This is a genomic window from Leclercia sp. W17, assembly GCF_003336325.1.
GTDB lineage: Bacteria > Pseudomonadota > Gammaproteobacteria > Enterobacterales > Enterobacteriaceae > Enterobacter.
The window spans coordinates 1,235,209-1,250,898 of the sequence record NZ_CP031101.1; the positions used below are offsets into that span (position 1 = coordinate 1,235,209).

Sequence of the window (15,690 nt, forward strand, 5' to 3'; positions counted from 1 at the left end):
ATATTATGTCTGAATTAGTTAACACCTCCGAAGTCGCCATTCCTGCGGTTCCGAATAAAAATGGAAAAATCAACCTGCTGGATTTGAACCGTCAGCAGATGCGCGAGTTCTTCAAAGAGATGGGCGAGAAACCGTTTCGTGCCGACCAGGTCATGAAGTGGATGTATCACTATTGCAGCGACAACTTTGATGACATGACAGACATCAACAAAGTCCTGCGCAATAAACTCAAAGAAGTGGCTGAAATCCGCGCGCCGGAAGTGGTGGAAGAACAGCGTTCCGCTGACGGCACCATCAAATGGGCCATTGCGGTTGGCGATCAGCGTGTTGAAACGGTTTACATCCCGGAAGACGATCGCGCTACCCTCTGCGTCTCCTCCCAGGTGGGTTGTGCGCTGGAGTGTAAATTCTGCTCCACGGCGCAGCAGGGCTTTAACCGTAACCTGCGCGTGTCAGAAATTATCGGCCAGGTGTGGCGTGCGGCGAAAATCGTCGGTGCGGCAAAAATCACCGGCACCCGTCCAATCACCAACGTGGTGATGATGGGGATGGGCGAGCCGCTGCTGAACCTGACCAACGTGGTTCCGGCGATGGAAATCATGCTCGACGACTTCGGTTTTGGCCTGTCCAAACGTCGCGTTACGCTCTCTACCTCAGGCGTTGTTCCCGCGCTGGATAAGCTCGGCGATATGATTGACGTGGCGCTGGCGATTTCGCTGCACGCGCCAAACGATACCATCCGCGATGAGATCGTGCCCATCAACAAGAAGTACAACATTGAGACCTTCCTGAACTCGGTTCGTGGCTACATTTCGAAGTCCAACGCCAACCAGGGTCGCGTCACCATTGAGTACGTCATGCTGGATCATGTCAACGACGGTACTGAGCACGCCCACGAGCTGGCGGCACTGTTGAAAGACACGCCGTGCAAGATCAACCTGATCCCATGGAACCCGTTCCCGGGCGCGCCGTATGGCCGTAGCTCAAACAGCCGTATCGACCGCTTCTCCAAGGTTCTGATGGAGTATGGCTTTACCACTATTGTGCGTAAAACCCGCGGTGATGATATTGATGCCGCCTGTGGCCAGCTGGCTGGCGACGTTATCGACCGCACCAAGCGTACGCTGCGTAAACGCATGCAGGGCGACGCCATCGCGATCAAGTCCGTGTAATTATTATGCAGTCACGGCGCAGGAATTGCGCCGTGGCGGCTACGGATGCGAATAAACAGTCATTGCGCCGGCATATGGGTAATAATTACGGTGCGTTTTATATGACTTTGAGGCAGTATGTAACGACGCAACAACAGTTTAGCCTCACTGCCAGGCCGCCTCTGTCAACGATAACCTGACAGCGTTGGGCGGGGTCATTAGGTTAACTGACCAGAAGTTTCGCGGTGCGGGTGGCATTGTGACTCACCGGCGCCAGGATCCTCACTTTTCACGTACCAGTAGTTGTAGCGAATGAATACTGAAGCCACTCACGACCAAAATGCAGCACTTTCCACTGGCGTACGTCTTCGTAACGCCCGTGAACAACTCGGACTAAGCCAGCAAGCTGTTGCGGAGCGCTTATGTCTGAAGGTTTCCACGGTCCGCGATATTGAAGAAGATAAGGCTCCTGCCGATCTTGCTTCAACGTTTCTGCGTGGTTATATCCGCTCCTATGCGAAACTGGTTCATATCCCTGAAAACGAACTGCTGCCAATGATGGAAAAACAGGCACCGGTCAGAGCGGCGAAAGTCGCGCCGATGCAGAGTTTTTCGCTGGGCAAACGCCGTAAAAAACGTGATGGCTGGCTGATGAGTTTCACCTGGCTGGTGCTGTTTGTGGTCATTGGCCTGACAGGCGCGTGGTGGTGGCAGAACCACAAAGCGCAGCAGGAAGAGATCACCACCATGGCCGATCAAACTTCCGCCGAACTCAATAACTCAGCGGGCGACGGTGCCCAGAGCATCCCTCTGAATACCGATGCCTCTGCAAGCGCCAGCGATTCACAGACGCCAGCGACCGGCACCCAGGAGATGGCAACGGCGCAAACTGCTGCGCCAGCCGCGGATCAGACGGCGCAGGCACCGGCAGACAATGCGGTGGTGTCGCCTTCTCAGGCTAACGTCGAGACTGCGCCTGCAACCGCACCTGCAGCGACGGCGGATGCCACTCAGACCTTACCTGCCGATCCGGCAGGCGTGTCGGCAGCACCTGTTGACCCGAACGCGCTGGTGATGAACTTCACCGCCGACTGCTGGCTGGAAGTGACCGATGCGACGGGCAAAAAGCTGTTCAGCGGTCTGCAGCGTAAAGACGGTAATTTAAACCTGACAGGCCAGGCGCCGTACAAACTCAAGATTGGTGCTCCGGCTGCGGTCCAGATCCAGTTCCAGGGTAAACCTGTCGATCTGAGCCGTTTTATCAGAACTAACCAGGTTGCGCGTCTGACCGTAAATGCCGAACAATCAGCAGCACAGTAAGTAACGGACAGGCAACGCGGGAGATTTTTCATGCATAACCAGGCTCCTATTCCACGTAGAAAATCGAAACGTATTTACGTCGGGAATGTGCCAATCGGCGATGGTGCGCCCATCGCCGTTCAGTCGATGACCAACACCCGCACCACGGATGTGGAAGCGACGGTCAATCAGATCAAAGCGTTAGAACGCGTAGGCGCGGACATTGTTCGCGTTTCCGTGCCAACGATGGATGCGGCAGAAGCATTCAAACTCATCAAGCAGCAGGTCTCTGTTCCGCTGGTTGCCGATATTCACTTCGATTACCGCATCGCGCTGAAAGTGGCGGAATACGGTGTCGATTGTCTGCGTATCAACCCTGGCAATATCGGCAGCGAAGAGCGTATTCGTGCGGTGGTGGACTGCGCCCGCGATAAAAACATCCCCATCCGTATCGGCGTGAACGCCGGTTCTCTGGAAAAAGATTTGCAGGAAAAGTATGGCGAACCGACGCCGCAGGCGCTGCTGGAATCGGCCATGCGTCATGTGGATCATCTCGATCGCCTGAACTTCGATCAGTTCAAAGTCAGCGTGAAAGCCTCTGACGTTTTCCTTGCCGTTGAATCCTATCGTCTGCTGGCGAAGCAGATCGATCAGCCGCTGCACCTGGGGATCACCGAAGCCGGTGGCGCGCGCAGTGGGGCGGTGAAGTCAGCCATTGGCCTCGGCCTGCTGCTGAACGAAGGCATTGGCGATACCCTGCGCGTCTCGCTGGCCGCCGATCCGGTTGAAGAGATCAAAGTCGGTTTCGATATTTTGAAATCCCTGCGTATCCGTTCCCGTGGCATCAACTTTATCGCCTGCCCGACCTGTTCGCGTCAGGAGTTCGATGTCATCGGTACCGTGAATGCCCTTGAGCAGCGTCTGGAAGATATCATCACCCCAATGGACGTCTCGATTATCGGCTGTGTGGTAAACGGTCCGGGTGAAGCGCTGGTGTCAACGCTTGGCGTAACGGGCGGCAACAAGAAAAGTGGTCTCTATGAAGATGGCGTTCGCAAAGATCGTCTGGATAATAGCGACATGATCGATCAGCTTGAAGCCCGAATCCGCGCCAAAGCGACCATGCTTGATGAAGCGCAGCGCATCAGCGTGCACCAGGTCGAAAAATAACGTGATGGGAAGCGGTATGCTTCCTGTGTATGATTGAACCCTTCGGTTATGAACCCCAGGGTTCATTTTTGTCTATAGAAAGAGAACAAACGTGGCAAAGAATATTCAAGCCATTCGCGGCATGAACGATTATCTGCCTGCCGAGACCGCCATCTGGCAGCGCATTGAAGGCACCCTGAAGCAGGTGCTCGGCAGCTACGGTTACAGCGAAATCCGTTTGCCGATTGTAGAGCAGACCCCGTTATTCAAACGCGCTATCGGCGAAGTGACCGATGTGGTTGAAAAAGAGATGTACACCTTTGAGGATCGTAACGGCGACAGCCTGACTTTACGTCCGGAAGGTACGGCGGGCTGTGTTCGCGCCGGCATCGAGCATGGTCTCCTGTACAATCAGGAGCAACGCCTGTGGTATATCGGCCCAATGTTCCGCCACGAACGTCCGCAGAAGGGCCGCTACCGCCAGTTTAACCAGCTGGGTGTCGAAGCCTTTGGCCTGCAGGGGCCGGATATCGACGCTGAGCTGATCATGCTTACCGCGCGCTGGTGGCGTGCGCTGGGCATCGCTGAACACGTTACGCTGGAGCTGAACTCTATCGGTTCTCTTGAAGCGCGCGCCAACTACCGCGATGCGCTGGTGGCGTTCCTGGAACTGCACAAAGAGAAGCTGGACGAAGACTGCAAGCGTCGTATGTACAGCAACCCGCTGCGCGTGCTGGACTCCAAGAACCCGGACGTACAGGCGCTGCTGAACGATGCGCCTGCGCTGGGTGATTACCTGGATGACGACTCCCGCGAACACTTTGCCGGTCTGTGCAAACTGCTGGAAGCTGCTGGTATTGCTTACACCGTAAACCAGCGCCTGGTACGCGGTCTGGACTACTATAACCGCACCGTCTTTGAGTGGGTCACCACCAGCCTGGGTTCCCAGGGGACTGTCTGTGCCGGCGGTCGTTATGACGGTCTGGTTGAGCAGTTAGGCGGTCGCCCAGCACCTGCCGTTGGCTTCGCCATGGGCCTTGAGCGACTTGTTTTGTTAGTTCAGGCAGTTAATCCGGAATTTAAAGCCGATCCTGTTGTCGATATATACCTGGTAGCCTCAGGTGCGGAAACGCAGTCTGCGGCAATGCAGCTTGCCGAACGCGTGCGCGATGCGCTCCCGGAGGCTAAGCTGATGACCAACCACGGCGGCGGCAACTTTAAAAAACAGTTCGCCCGTGCCGATAAGTGGGGCGCGCGTATCGCACTGGTACTTGGCGAGTCAGAAGTGGCTAACGGCGAAGTGGTAGTGAAAGATCTGCGCTCTGGTGAACAAACAACGGTAACGCAGGACGGCGTTGCGGCGCACTTGCGCACTCTACTGGGCTAAGGAGAAGGACTGCGTGGAAATTTACGAGAACGAAAACGACCAGGTTGATGCACTTAAACGCTTCTTTGCTGAAAACGGCAAAGCCCTGGCTGTTGGGGTTATTTTAGGTATAGGCGCGCTGGTGGGCTGGCGTTACTGGAACAATCATCAGGTCGACTCTGCCCGTGGTTCTTCCTTACAGTATGAAAATACCGTGAGCGCAATCCGCGCCGATCAGCCACAAACGCTGGCAGCGGCAGAGAAATTTGCCGCAGACAACAAAAACACCTACGGTGCGCTGGCTTCCCTGGAAGTGGCTCAGCAGTTTGTTGATAAAAATGAACTGGACAAAGCGGCAGCCCAGCTGCAGCAGGGTCTGGCATCAGCAAGCGACGATAATCTGAAAGCGGTTATCAACCTGCGTCTCGCCCGTATTCAGGTTCAGCAGAAGAAAACTGACGACGCGCTGAAAACGCTGGACAGCGTTAAAGGTGAAGGTTACGCCGCCATTGTTGCCGACCTGCGTGGCGAAGCATTGCTGAGCAAAGGTGACAAACAGGGCGCGCGCAGCGCGTGGGAAGCGGGTGTGAAAAGCAACGCCTCGCCAGCGCTGAGCGAAATGATGCAGATGAAAATAAATAATTTGTCCGTCTGAGAGGGACCCGATGCAATTGCGTAAATTACTTCTGCCAGGACTGCTTTCCGTTACGTTATTGAGCGGCTGTTCACTGTTCAGCGGTGAAGAAGATGTCGTGACCATGTCGCCACTGCCGACGGTTGAAAACCAGTTTGAACCTTCTACCGCCTGGAGCACCTCCGTGGGCGACGGGATTGGTGATTTCTACTCTAACCTGCATCCGGCTTCTGCGGATGGCATTGTCTATGCGGCTGACCGCAAAGGCACGGTTAAAGCCCTGAATGCCGACGACGGCAAAGAAGTGTGGTCGGTCAACCTCGCAGAAAAAAGCGGCTGGCTGTCACGCACGCCTGCGCTGCTCTCCGGTGGTGTAACGGTTGCCGGTGGCCATGTCTATATCGGCAGCGAGAAGGCGCAGGTCTATGCTCTTAACGCCAGCGATGGTTCCATTGCCTGGCAGACCCGTGTGGCGGGCGAAACGCTCTCTCGTCCGGTCGTCAGCGACGGGATGGTGCTGGTGCATACCGCAAACGGTCAACTGCAGGCGCTGAATGAAACTGACGGCGCGGTGAAATGGACCGTGAACCTGGATATGCCTGCGCTCTCCCTGCGCGGCGAATCGGCTCCGGCTACCGCGTTTGGTGCTGCCATTGTCGGCGGCGATAACGGTCGCGTTAGCGCCGTACTGATGCAGCAAGGTCAGCTGATCTGGCAGCAGCGTATCTCTCAGGCTACCGGTCCGACCGAAATCGACCGTCTGAGCGACGTCGATACCACGCCGGTTATCGTGAATGGCGTTGTGTATGCGCTGGCCTATAACGGCAACCTGACCGCGATGGATCTGCGTAGTGGTCAGATCATGTGGAAACGTGAGCTGGGCTCGGTGAACGATTTCATCGTTGACGGCAACCGCATCTATCTGGTCGATCAGAACGATCGCGTGCTGGCCCTGAGCACCGAAGGCGGCGTGACGCTGTGGACGCAAAGCGATCTGCTGCACCGTCTGCTGACCGCGCCAGCACTCTATAACGGCAGCCTGGTGGTGGGTGATAGCGAAGGCTATATGCACTGGATTGATCCGAGCAACGGTCGTTTTGTCGCGCAGGCGAAGGTCGACAGTTCCGGATTCCTGACCGAGCCGGTATCGGTTGACGGTAAACTGCTGATCCAGGCAAAAGACGGTACGCTGTACGCGATCACGCGTTAATCACCGCGGTTGTAGTATACTCAACGGCTCCTGTTGCTTCAGGGGCCGTTTTGATTTTTTAAAAAACGCCGCAAACGCGACGTGATATCGAATTTTATGAGGCTTTAAACATGGTACCTGTGGTCGCGCTTGTCGGGCGCCCGAACGTTGGAAAATCCACTCTTTTTAACCGTTTAACACGCACCCGTGATGCGCTGGTTGCGGATTTCCCGGGGCTCACGCGTGACCGTAAGTACGGTCGTGCAGAAGTGGAAGGTCGTGAGTTTATCTGTATCGATACCGGTGGTATCGACGGTACAGAGGACGGCGTGGAAACCCGCATGGCGGAGCAATCCCTGCTGGCGATCGAAGAGGCCGATATCGTGCTGTTTATGGTTGATGCGCGCGCGGGCCTGATGCCTGCCGACTCTGCCATCGCCAAGCACCTGCGCTCGCGTGAAAAAGCAACTTTCCTGGTGGCGAACAAAACTGACGGTATCGATCCCGATCAGGCGATGGCCGATTTCTGGTCATTAGGCTTGGGCGATATCTACCCGATTGCTGCCTCTCACGGTCGTGGCGTGACCAGCCTGCTGGAAACCGCGCTGCTGCCGTTCGTTGACGAGATCAACCCGCCGGAAGAGGTCGACGAAGACGCCGAATACTGGGCACAGTTTGAAGAAGGCGAAGAGGGCGAAGAAGAAGAGCCTGAAGATGACTTCAACCCGCAGGATCTGCCGATCAAGCTGGCGATTGTGGGCCGCCCAAACGTCGGTAAGTCAACGCTTACTAACCGTATTCTCGGTGAAGACCGCGTGGTGGTGTACGACATGCCGGGCACGACCCGTGACAGCATCTACATCCCGATGCAGCGCGACGAGCGTGAATATGTGCTGATCGACACCGCGGGCGTGCGTAAGCGCGGCAAAATCACCGATGTGGTGGAAAAATTCTCGGTAATCAAAACCTTGCAGGCGATTGAAGACGCCAACGTGGTGATGCTGGTTATCGATGCCCGCGAAGGTATCTCCGATCAGGATCTCTCCCTGCTCGGCTTTATTCTCAACAGTGGGCGCTCACTGGTTATCGTCGTCAACAAGTGGGATGGCCTGAGCAATGAAGTGCGTGAGCAGGTGAAAGAGACCCTCGACTTCCGTCTGGGCTTTATCGACTTTGCTCGTGTGCATTTCATCTCTGCCCTGCACGGTAGCGGCGTCGGCAACCTGTTTGAATCCGTACGCGAAGCCTACGACAGCTCCACCCGCCGTGTCGGTACCGCGATGCTGACCCGCATCATGACCATGGCGGCAGAAGACCACCAGCCACCGCTGGTGCGTGGTCGTCGCGTGAAGCTGAAGTATGCGCACGCCGGTGGTTATAACCCACCGATCGTGGTTATCCACGGTAACCAGGTGAAGGATCTGCCGGACTCCTACAAACGTTACCTGATGAACTACTTCCGCAAATCGCTGGACGTAATGGGTACGCCGATCCGTATCCAGTTCAAGGAAGGGGATAACCCGTTTGCTAACAAACGCAACACCCTGACGCCGAACCAGATGCGTAAACGTAAGCGTTTGATTAAACACATCAAGAAAAGCAAATAATCCTTGCTGCTCTGCCAAAAAACCCGCGCCCGTCGCGGGTTTTTTTATGCCTGACAGGGACGAATAAATATTGATGTGATGTCAATCACTATTCATGTTTATCCAACATAAAATCTAAGAAATAAGACAATTGTCGAACTTTCATCTTTTGAGGGTGGGGTGGGGGCTGGACAAAAGTTGCTTCAGGTTATCAAATGGTTAAATAACATTTCGCCGGATGTAAAAAAGCCACCCGAATGCTGATGGGGCGGCTGACTTCCGGTGCTAACAAGTACGACGACACATCATCTCGGGAGAATTATGCAATCCTCTGTTAATAAAAACGAAAGCCGAACTTTCTTCGGCCATCCTTATCCGCTCGGCGCGCTGTTCTTCACGGAGATGTGGGAGCGCTTCTCGTTTTACGGTATTCGTCCGCTGCTAATTCTGTTTATGGCGGCCACCGTCTATGACGGCGGCATGGGGCTGGCGCGTGAGAATGCCTCCGCTATCGTCGGTATCTTCGCCGGAACCATGTACCTGGCCGCGCTGCCGGGCGGCTGGCTGGCGGATAACTGGCTCGGCCAGCAGAGAGCGGTCTGGTACGGCTCGATCCTGATTGCGCTCGGCCACCTGTCGATTGCGCTGTCGGCGGTGATGGGTAACAACCTGTTCTTTATCGGCCTGATGTTTATTGTCCTTGGCTCTGGCCTGTTCAAAACCTGTATCTCGGTAATGGTCGGCACCCTGTATAAGAAAGGCGATGCGCGTCGTGACGGCGGCTTCTCGCTGTTCTATATGGGCATCAACATGGGGTCGTTTATCGCGCCGCTGATCTCCGGCTGGTTGATTAAATCCCACGGCTGGCACTGGGGCTTTGGTATCGGCGGCATCGGGATGCTGGTGGCGCTGGTCATCTTCCGCCTCTTTGCCGTGCCGTCGATGAAGCGCTACGACAGCGAAGTGGGGCTGGACTCCACCTGGAACAGCCCGGTAGCGAAGAAAAAGGGTGTCGGCGGCTGGTTGCTGGCGCTGGCGGCGGGTATTGCAATTATTGTCACCCTGATTGCCCAGGGCGTGATTGTCATTAACCCGGTCGCCGTGGCCAGCGTGCTGGTGTATGTGATTGCTGCCTCCGTGGCGCTCTACTTCATCTGGCTGTTTGCCTTTGCCGGCCTGAACCGGAAAGAGCGCGCCAGACTACTGGTCTGCTTCATCCTGCTGGTCTCTGCGGCCTTCTTCTGGTCTGCGTTCGAGCAAAAGCCGACCTCGTTCAACCTGTTTGCCAATGACTACACCAATCGCATGATCGGCGATTTTGAAATCCCGGCCGTATGGTTCCAGTCGATTAACGCCCTGTTTATTATTCTGCTGGCGCCGGTCTTTAGCTGGGCGTGGCCTAAACTTGCGAAAAACAACATTCGCCCGAGCAGCATCACCAAGTTCGTGATCGGTATTCTGTGCGCGGCAGGGGGCTTTGGCCTGATGATGCTGGCGGCGCAGAATGTCCTCAGTAACGGTGGGGCGGGTGTCTCCCCGTTCTGGCTAGTGGGCAGTATTCTGATGCTGACCCTCGGTGAACTGTGCCTGAGCCCGATTGGTCTGGCGACCATGACCCTGCTGGCCCCAGAAAGAATGCGCGGTCAGATGATGGGGCTGTGGTTCTGCGCCAGTGCGCTGGGTAACCTGGCGGCGGGCCTGATTGGCGGGCACGTGAAGGCCGACCAGCTGGATATGCTGCCGGACCTCTTCGCGCGCTGCTCCATCGCCCTGCTGATTTGTGCTGCCGTTCTGACGGTGCTCATTGTTCCGGTGCGTCGTATGCTGGAAAATGCGCAAACGAAAAGTGAGCCGAAACCCGTAACCAACGCCTGAATCTGACCTTTCCTGGCCGGGGCGGGGTTTCGCCCCGGCAATGCAACGAAAGAGGTAGCAGATGCAGATTGGATTTGTTGGGCTTGGCGCGGTGGTTGAAACCGCCTACCTGCCCGCACTACAAAATACCTTTGGTGATTCACTCCACTCTCTGGGGTTTGATATCCAGCCCGCAAAGACCCTTGCTGGCATCACGCGATCTCCTGCGCTCGACAACCTCCTTGCCCGCCCCCTCGATACACTTTTTATCACGACCTCATCACTACACCATCTGGACGTGCTTGAGCAGGCGCTGGCCTCCTCCATATCGAGGATTGTGGTCGAAAAACCAATTGTCGCCACGCTTGCCCAAGCCGAAAAACTGACATCGCTGCTGGCGAGGCCGGAGGCGGCCTCCCGCGTGCTGGCGCTCGATCACTGGATGGCGCGCATTCATCTGGTACGTCTGGGGCTGATCGGCTCCTTCTCTGACATCGTCAGGATCGAGGGCTTTTTGCAGGAGCCGAGCGGGTTTAACGCGGCGGGGGAACCTGTCGCGCTTAACTTTGCCACCGGCGAGCCGGATACCCGGACGCTTCGCCACCCGGATGGGGTGATCCTCGATATTGGCACGCACGTGCTGGCGATGATGCGCGAAACGGTGCGCTATCTGGGCGGTAGTGGCGATCTGGCCTTGCAGGTGGTGACCGCCAGAGATCGGCTGGGGCGCGATATCGCTAAAGGCGACCTGACCACCGCAGAAGGCGAGGCGCATCTGCAGGGTCAGATTAGCGGCGTGCCGGTGGATATCTGGCTCAATAAGTATGCCGGGCCGTCCGGCGGGCAGAAAGGGCTGCGGCTCTATCTGCGTGACGGCCGTATCCTCAGCCACGACCGGCGCGGAGCGGAAGATGTGCTGGAGCTGATTGATAAGGGGCAGGTTGTTCAGTGCTGGCGTTTTGACGGCACGATTTACGCCCACTGTCTGGCGGAGCATATCCTGGGGGAGCAGAGCCTGTTTGTACGTGACCCGCAGGAGGTGAGCCGCACAACGCAACGTCGGCTGGAGGAAGTGACATGCCTGCTGGCATTACAGCAACAGCTACGTGGCCCCCACTGAGCGCATCGTGTTAACATCGGTGCAGAACTGAATATCCTTCAAAGGAGTCATCATGTCGATTACCTGCCCGGATTGCCATGCGGAGATTGAACCGCAAAACGGCGTGGCGCATTGTGAACACTGCAATAAAGATATTGCCCTGGAAGCGCGCTGTCCCGAGTGCCATAAGCCGCTTGAGGTATTAAAAGCCTGCGGTGCGGTGGACTATTTCTGTCAGAACGGCCATGGCCTGATCTCGAAAAAGCGCGTTGAGTTCGTCCTGCCCGGCGCTTAATCGCAGACGCAGTCTTCGCCCTTACGCCATAAATCCACCAGCGAGGGCGGGGCTTCCTGTTCCGGCACCAGCAGGATCACGTCGGTATACTGCGCCTGGTTGTGCCGGGTCCAGATGATCTGGATGCGAAAATAGCGCTGATCCCCGCGCCCCGGCGATGACGCCTGGCCTGGCGGCTGGCCGAGGTTCAGCGCCTGGTCGAGGATCGCTACCACCCGCTGGCGCTGCTGCTCGTTCAGTTCCGAGAGGGCAATACGCCGCAGGCCGCTCAGCTTAGGAATAAAAGCAACGCCGCCCTCGCGGGCCAGCTCAACCACGGCGTCATCCGTCAGTTCCGGGATCTGCATTTACAGTACTCCTGTGCTCTTCCAGGCCTGTTCAATGGCTGCCGCCACGTCGCCGCCGGCGCGTTTCTCTCCGTGATAGATGGTCAGCCGTGCAAAGGCAGCAAAATCTGCGTCCTGCGCCAGGTTGCGATCGCACACCGTATCGTACCAGGCGTAGCCAGCCTTTTCCCAGGCATAGCCCCCAATGGCGGTGGCCGCCAGGTAAAAGGCCCGGTTAGGGATGCCGGAGTTCAGATGAACGCCGCCGTTGTCCTCACGGGTTTTAATGAAATCATCCATATGCCCCGGCTGCGGATCTTTGCCCAGCAACGGATCGTCGTAGGCGCTGCCCGGCTCGGACATGGAACGCAGAGCCTTGCCGTTAACGCCCTCTGCCAGCAGGCCTTCGCCAATCAGCCAGTCGGCCTTATCGGCGGTTTGCTTAAGGTGATATTGCTTCACCAGCGCACCAAACACGTCTGATAACGACTCGTTCAGCGCCCCGGACTGTTCAAAGTAGATAAGCCCGGCTTCGGTCTCGGTGACGCCGTGGCTCAGCTCGTGGGCGACCACGTCGATGGCGATGGTAAAGCGGTTAAAAATCTCGCCGTCCCCGTCGCCAAACACCATCTGCTGCCCGTTCCAGAAGGCGTTCTGATACTCCCGGCCATAATGCACGGTACCGGTGAGGATTAGCCCTTTGTTATCGAGGGAGTCACGCTGATAGTTTTTCCAGAAAAAATCATGGGTGATGCCCAGATAATCGTAGGCTTCGTCCACCGCCACGTCGCCGTTAGAGCGCTGCCCCTCATAGCGCACCTGGGTGCCCGGCAGCTCCTGGGTCTGCCTGGCGTCGTAAATGTCCCGCTCCAGCTGCCCGGGTCTGTTCACGTGCGGCGCGACGGGTTTACCCGGCATGTGGGCCATCAGCGTCTGGACATGGGTCAGGGTCTGACGGGCGCAGCGCTGCTGCGGCTCAGAGCCGCTCTCGATAATACGGCGAAGGATATAGGGCGGGATCACGCTATAGGTTCGGGTCATGCGTCTCTCCTGTTATGGCAATGCCGAAAAAAGCAACAGCTTAAGTGTATGCCATCGCAGCAAAACGGCAGGCAAGTCGGACAAATCGCGGGGCGAAAAAGTGGCGCACCCGGCGTGCAGGGTTTAGGTTTTAACGACCCAACGCGAGGAACGGCATGAAGAAAAACCTGGCTCTGGCCATCACAGGATTTACCTTGATCGCTATCACCTATGGGATGGCGCGCTTTTCATGGGGCATCATGCTGCCGGATATCCGGCAGGCTATCCCTTTCTCGCCGCAGGCCGCGGGCCTGATTGCCGCCTGCAGCTACGGGGCCTATTGCCTGTCGGTTTTTTTCGCCTCATCTCTGACTGAGCGCTTCGGGCCGCGCTTGCCGGCGGCTCTGGCGGCCTTAACGGCGGCGGCCGGGCTGCTGATTCTGGCGTTCGCTCCTTCGCCGCCGGTGCTGGCCGCGGGCCTGTTCATTGCTGGCCTGAGTTCGGGGCTGGCGTCTCCCGCCCTGGCAGGGGCCGTAAGCCTCGGGGTTAACCCCGAGCGGCAAACTCAGGTGAACACCATTATCAATGCCGGGACCAGCGGCGGCATCATTCTGTCGGTGCCAGTGCTGTTTTTTGTGCCGGGAGGCTGGCGGATTGCCTGCGCCATCTTTGCCCTTATGGCGTTAGTCTCTCTTATTCCCGTCTGGCGCTATCTGCCCCGCGCGGGAAGGGCGGGTGAAGCGGTACCGGGCTGGCGCAGCCTGATGCATAAACCGGGGATGATTCGGCTCTCCGCTATTGCGCTGGTCAGCGGTATCGCCAGCGCCGCCTGGTGGAGCTTCGGCCCTGAGCTTTTGCAGCGCCATACCGGGCTGGATGACGCCGCCACCAACATCCTGTGGCTGGTGAGCGGCGGGGCAGGGGTGGCCGCCGTGTTTACCGGCAGCCTGGCGAAACGCATCGGCATGCGCGGGGTTTATCGCGGATCGCAGATCTTTATGGCGGGGTCGCTGATTGCCCTGGCCTTCAGCAAGGGCTTTGCCTTGTGGCTGGTGCCGGTGGTGGCGATGAGCGGAGCGGGGTATGTGATTTTATCTGGCGTGCTGCTGGTTCAGGGGGCGCGGGTCGCGGAGCCTTCGCCTGCGGCCGGGGTCAGCGTCGCCTTCCTGATGCTGGCGGTCGGGCAGATTATCGGCTCGGTGCTCTTTGGCCAGCTGTATGGATTTGTCGGCGCGGCGTGGGCGCTGCTGGCCTTCTCCGCGCTATCGCTGGCGATGCTGGCGGTGATGCCCGACGCCCGGAATTAATCGCGTCAGGCCTTTTTGCGGGCGCGGGTTTTTCTGGCTGGCGTCACGCCTTTCACTTCGCTTTCCACCCAGCCATCTGACAGCCGGGTAGTAAGCACATCACCCGCTTTAACCTGTTTCGTCTGCTTCAGCACTTTGCCGTCGGTAGCCGTGGTCACGCTGTAGCCGCGCGCCAGGGTTGAGAGCGGACTGACGGCTTCCAGGTGGGTGACCGCGTTACCAAAACGTTCGCGGGTGCTGCTCAGGCGGGCACGCAGATTCTCTGCAAGGCGATATTCCAGCTGCTGAATGCGGGTTTGTGCGCGGTAAATACGCGGCTGCGGGTTGTGCTGGTTCAGGCGCTGGGTAACGCGCTGCTGGCGCTGCACCGCCCGTTTAAGCTGGCTATCCACCGCCACGTTCATCCGCTGGCGCAGACGTTCCAGCACCGTTTGCTGGCGCGCCAGACGCAGCTGCGGGTGCTGCTGCTGCAGACGATGATGAAGCTGGGTAAAGCGGCGGGTGCGGTTGGCGAGGAAATAGTCCATCGCCATCTCCAGGCGCTGCTGGCCGTTTTGCAGCTGGCGCAGCAGCTCAAGCTGATTACGGCTCACCATCTCTGCCGCAGCGGACGGCGTCGGTGCCCGCAGGTCAGCAACAAAATCGGCGATAGTGACGTCAGTTTCGTGCCCGACGGCGCTCACTATCGGGATCCGGCTGGCAAAAATTGCCCGCGCCACCCGCTCGTCGTTAAAGCTCCAGAGATCTTCCAGCGAGCCGCCGCCGCGCCCGACAATCAGCACATCACACTCCTGACGGGCGTTAGCAAGCTCAATGGCGCGGACAATCTGCCCCGGCGCATCATCGCCCTGCACCGCGGTCGGATAGATAACGACCGGCAGGGAGGGGTCGCGGCGTTTCAGCACGTGCAGAATGTCATGCAGCGCGGCGCCGGTTTTCGAGGTGATCACCCCCACGCAGTGGGCGGGGGAGGGGAGCGGTTGTTTGTACTGCTGATCGAACAGACCCTCAGCGGAAAGCGCGGCTTTCAGCTGCTCATATTTTTGCTGAAGAAGCCCTTCACCCGCAGGCTGCATGCTCTCAACGATAATCTGATAATCACCGCGCGGCTCGTACAGCGTGATACTGGCGCGAACCAGCACCTGCTGCCCGTGCTGCGGACGGAAGGTCACCCGGCGGTTGCTGTTGCGGAACATCGCGCAGCGCACCTGGGCGGTATTGTCCTTCAGGGTGAAGTACCAGTGACCGGACGCCGGCTGGGTGAAATTGGAGATCTCTCCGCTGATCCACACCTGGCCTATTTCCTGCTCAAGCAGCAAGCGGACCGTCTGATTCAGGCGGCTGACAGTATAAATTGAGGGGGATTGGGAGGATAACATGTGAGCGGGATCAAATTCTAAATCAGCAGGTTATTC

Annotated in this window: 14 protein-coding genes; 11 read left to right on the forward strand and 3 right to left on the reverse strand. The window is 57.6% G+C overall.

The window, feature by feature from the left end; translation table 11 throughout:
- Nucleotides 1-5: 5 nt before the first annotated feature.
- The 10 genes from DVA44_RS06105 to DVA44_RS06150 all read left to right on the forward strand — a co-directional run bounded on the left by DVA44_RS06105 (nt 6) and on the right by DVA44_RS06150 (nt 11,622).
- Nucleotides 6-1,172, forward strand: coding sequence for a bifunctional tRNA (adenosine(37)-C2)-methyltransferase TrmG/ribosomal RNA large subunit methyltransferase RlmN (locus tag DVA44_RS06105; RefSeq protein ID WP_114385973.1), 1,167 nt, complete (start codon nt 6-8; stop codon nt 1,170-1,172).
- 291 nt (nt 1,173-1,463) lie between these two features.
- Nucleotides 1,464-2,471: a cytoskeleton protein RodZ gene (gene rodZ, locus DVA44_RS06110; RefSeq protein ID WP_114385974.1), complete on the forward strand. Its 1,008-nt coding sequence runs from the start codon at nt 1,464-1,466 to the stop codon at nt 2,469-2,471.
- 30 nt (nt 2,472-2,501) lie between these two features.
- A complete protein-coding gene (ispG, locus tag DVA44_RS06115) occupies nt 2,502-3,620 on the forward strand; it encodes a flavodoxin-dependent (E)-4-hydroxy-3-methylbut-2-enyl-diphosphate synthase (protein WP_103824628.1) in 1,119 nt (372 codons plus the stop codon).
- A 91-nt stretch (nt 3,621-3,711) separates the two neighbouring features.
- Nucleotides 3,712-4,986 carry a histidine--tRNA ligase gene (gene hisS / locus DVA44_RS06120; protein WP_114385975.1) on the forward strand — a complete coding sequence of 425 codons (1,275 nt, stop codon included), beginning with the start codon at nt 3,712-3,714 and terminating at the stop codon, nt 4,984-4,986.
- 13 nt (nt 4,987-4,999) lie between these two features.
- Nucleotides 5,000-5,620 carry a YfgM family protein gene (locus DVA44_RS06125; RefSeq protein ID WP_114314238.1) on the forward strand — a complete coding sequence of 207 codons (621 nt, stop codon included), beginning with the start codon at nt 5,000-5,002 and terminating at the stop codon, nt 5,618-5,620.
- Nucleotides 5,621-5,630: 10 nt separating this feature from the next.
- Complete coding sequence (gene bamB / locus DVA44_RS06130; protein WP_103824631.1) at nt 5,631-6,809, forward strand: outer membrane protein assembly factor BamB; 1,179 nt, start codon at nt 5,631-5,633, stop codon at nt 6,807-6,809.
- A gap of 110 nt (nt 6,810-6,919) precedes the next feature.
- Nucleotides 6,920-8,395 (forward strand): ribosome biogenesis GTPase Der, encoded by a 1,476-nt coding sequence (gene der / locus DVA44_RS06135; RefSeq protein ID WP_103824707.1) that lies wholly within the window; start codon nt 6,920-6,922, stop codon nt 8,393-8,395.
- A gap of 300 nt (nt 8,396-8,695) precedes the next feature.
- On the forward strand, nt 8,696-10,249 hold the full coding sequence (locus DVA44_RS06140) for a peptide MFS transporter (protein ID WP_114385976.1): 1,554 nt from the start codon (nt 8,696-8,698) through the stop codon (nt 10,247-10,249).
- Between the two features lie 61 nt (nt 10,250-10,310).
- Entirely contained in the window at nt 10,311-11,348 is a 1,038-nt protein-coding gene (locus DVA44_RS06145; protein WP_114385977.1) for a Gfo/Idh/MocA family oxidoreductase, read from the forward strand.
- Nucleotides 11,349-11,400: 52 nt separating this feature from the next.
- Nucleotides 11,401-11,622: a zinc ribbon domain-containing protein gene (locus DVA44_RS06150; protein ID WP_114385978.1), complete on the forward strand. Its 222-nt coding sequence runs from the start codon at nt 11,401-11,403 to the stop codon at nt 11,620-11,622.
- Here DVA44_RS06150 and DVA44_RS06155 read toward each other — a convergent pair.
- Nucleotides 11,619-11,969 (reverse strand): protealysin inhibitor emfourin, encoded by a 351-nt coding sequence (locus DVA44_RS06155; RefSeq protein WP_103824635.1) that lies wholly within the window; start codon nt 11,967-11,969, stop codon nt 11,619-11,621. The genes DVA44_RS06150 and DVA44_RS06155 overlap by 4 nt on opposite strands.
- Nucleotides 11,970-12,989 carry a M4 family metallopeptidase gene (locus DVA44_RS06160; protein WP_103180701.1) on the reverse strand — a complete coding sequence of 340 codons (1,020 nt, stop codon included), beginning with the start codon at nt 12,987-12,989 and terminating at the stop codon, nt 11,970-11,972.
- 155 nt (nt 12,990-13,144) lie between these two features.
- Between DVA44_RS06160 and DVA44_RS06165 the strand changes: the two genes are divergently transcribed.
- The gene (locus tag DVA44_RS06165) at nt 13,145-14,275 is read left to right on the forward strand and encodes an MFS transporter (protein ID WP_114385979.1); all 1,131 of its coding nucleotides are present in this window, start codon (nt 13,145-13,147) and stop codon (nt 14,273-14,275) included.
- 5 nt (nt 14,276-14,280) lie between these two features.
- Here DVA44_RS06165 and xseA read toward each other — a convergent pair whose 3' ends face one another.
- Nucleotides 14,281-15,654, reverse strand: coding sequence for an exodeoxyribonuclease VII large subunit (xseA, locus tag DVA44_RS06170; RefSeq protein WP_114385980.1), 1,374 nt, complete (start codon nt 15,652-15,654; stop codon nt 14,281-14,283).
- Nucleotides 15,655-15,690: the final 36 nt, after the last annotated feature.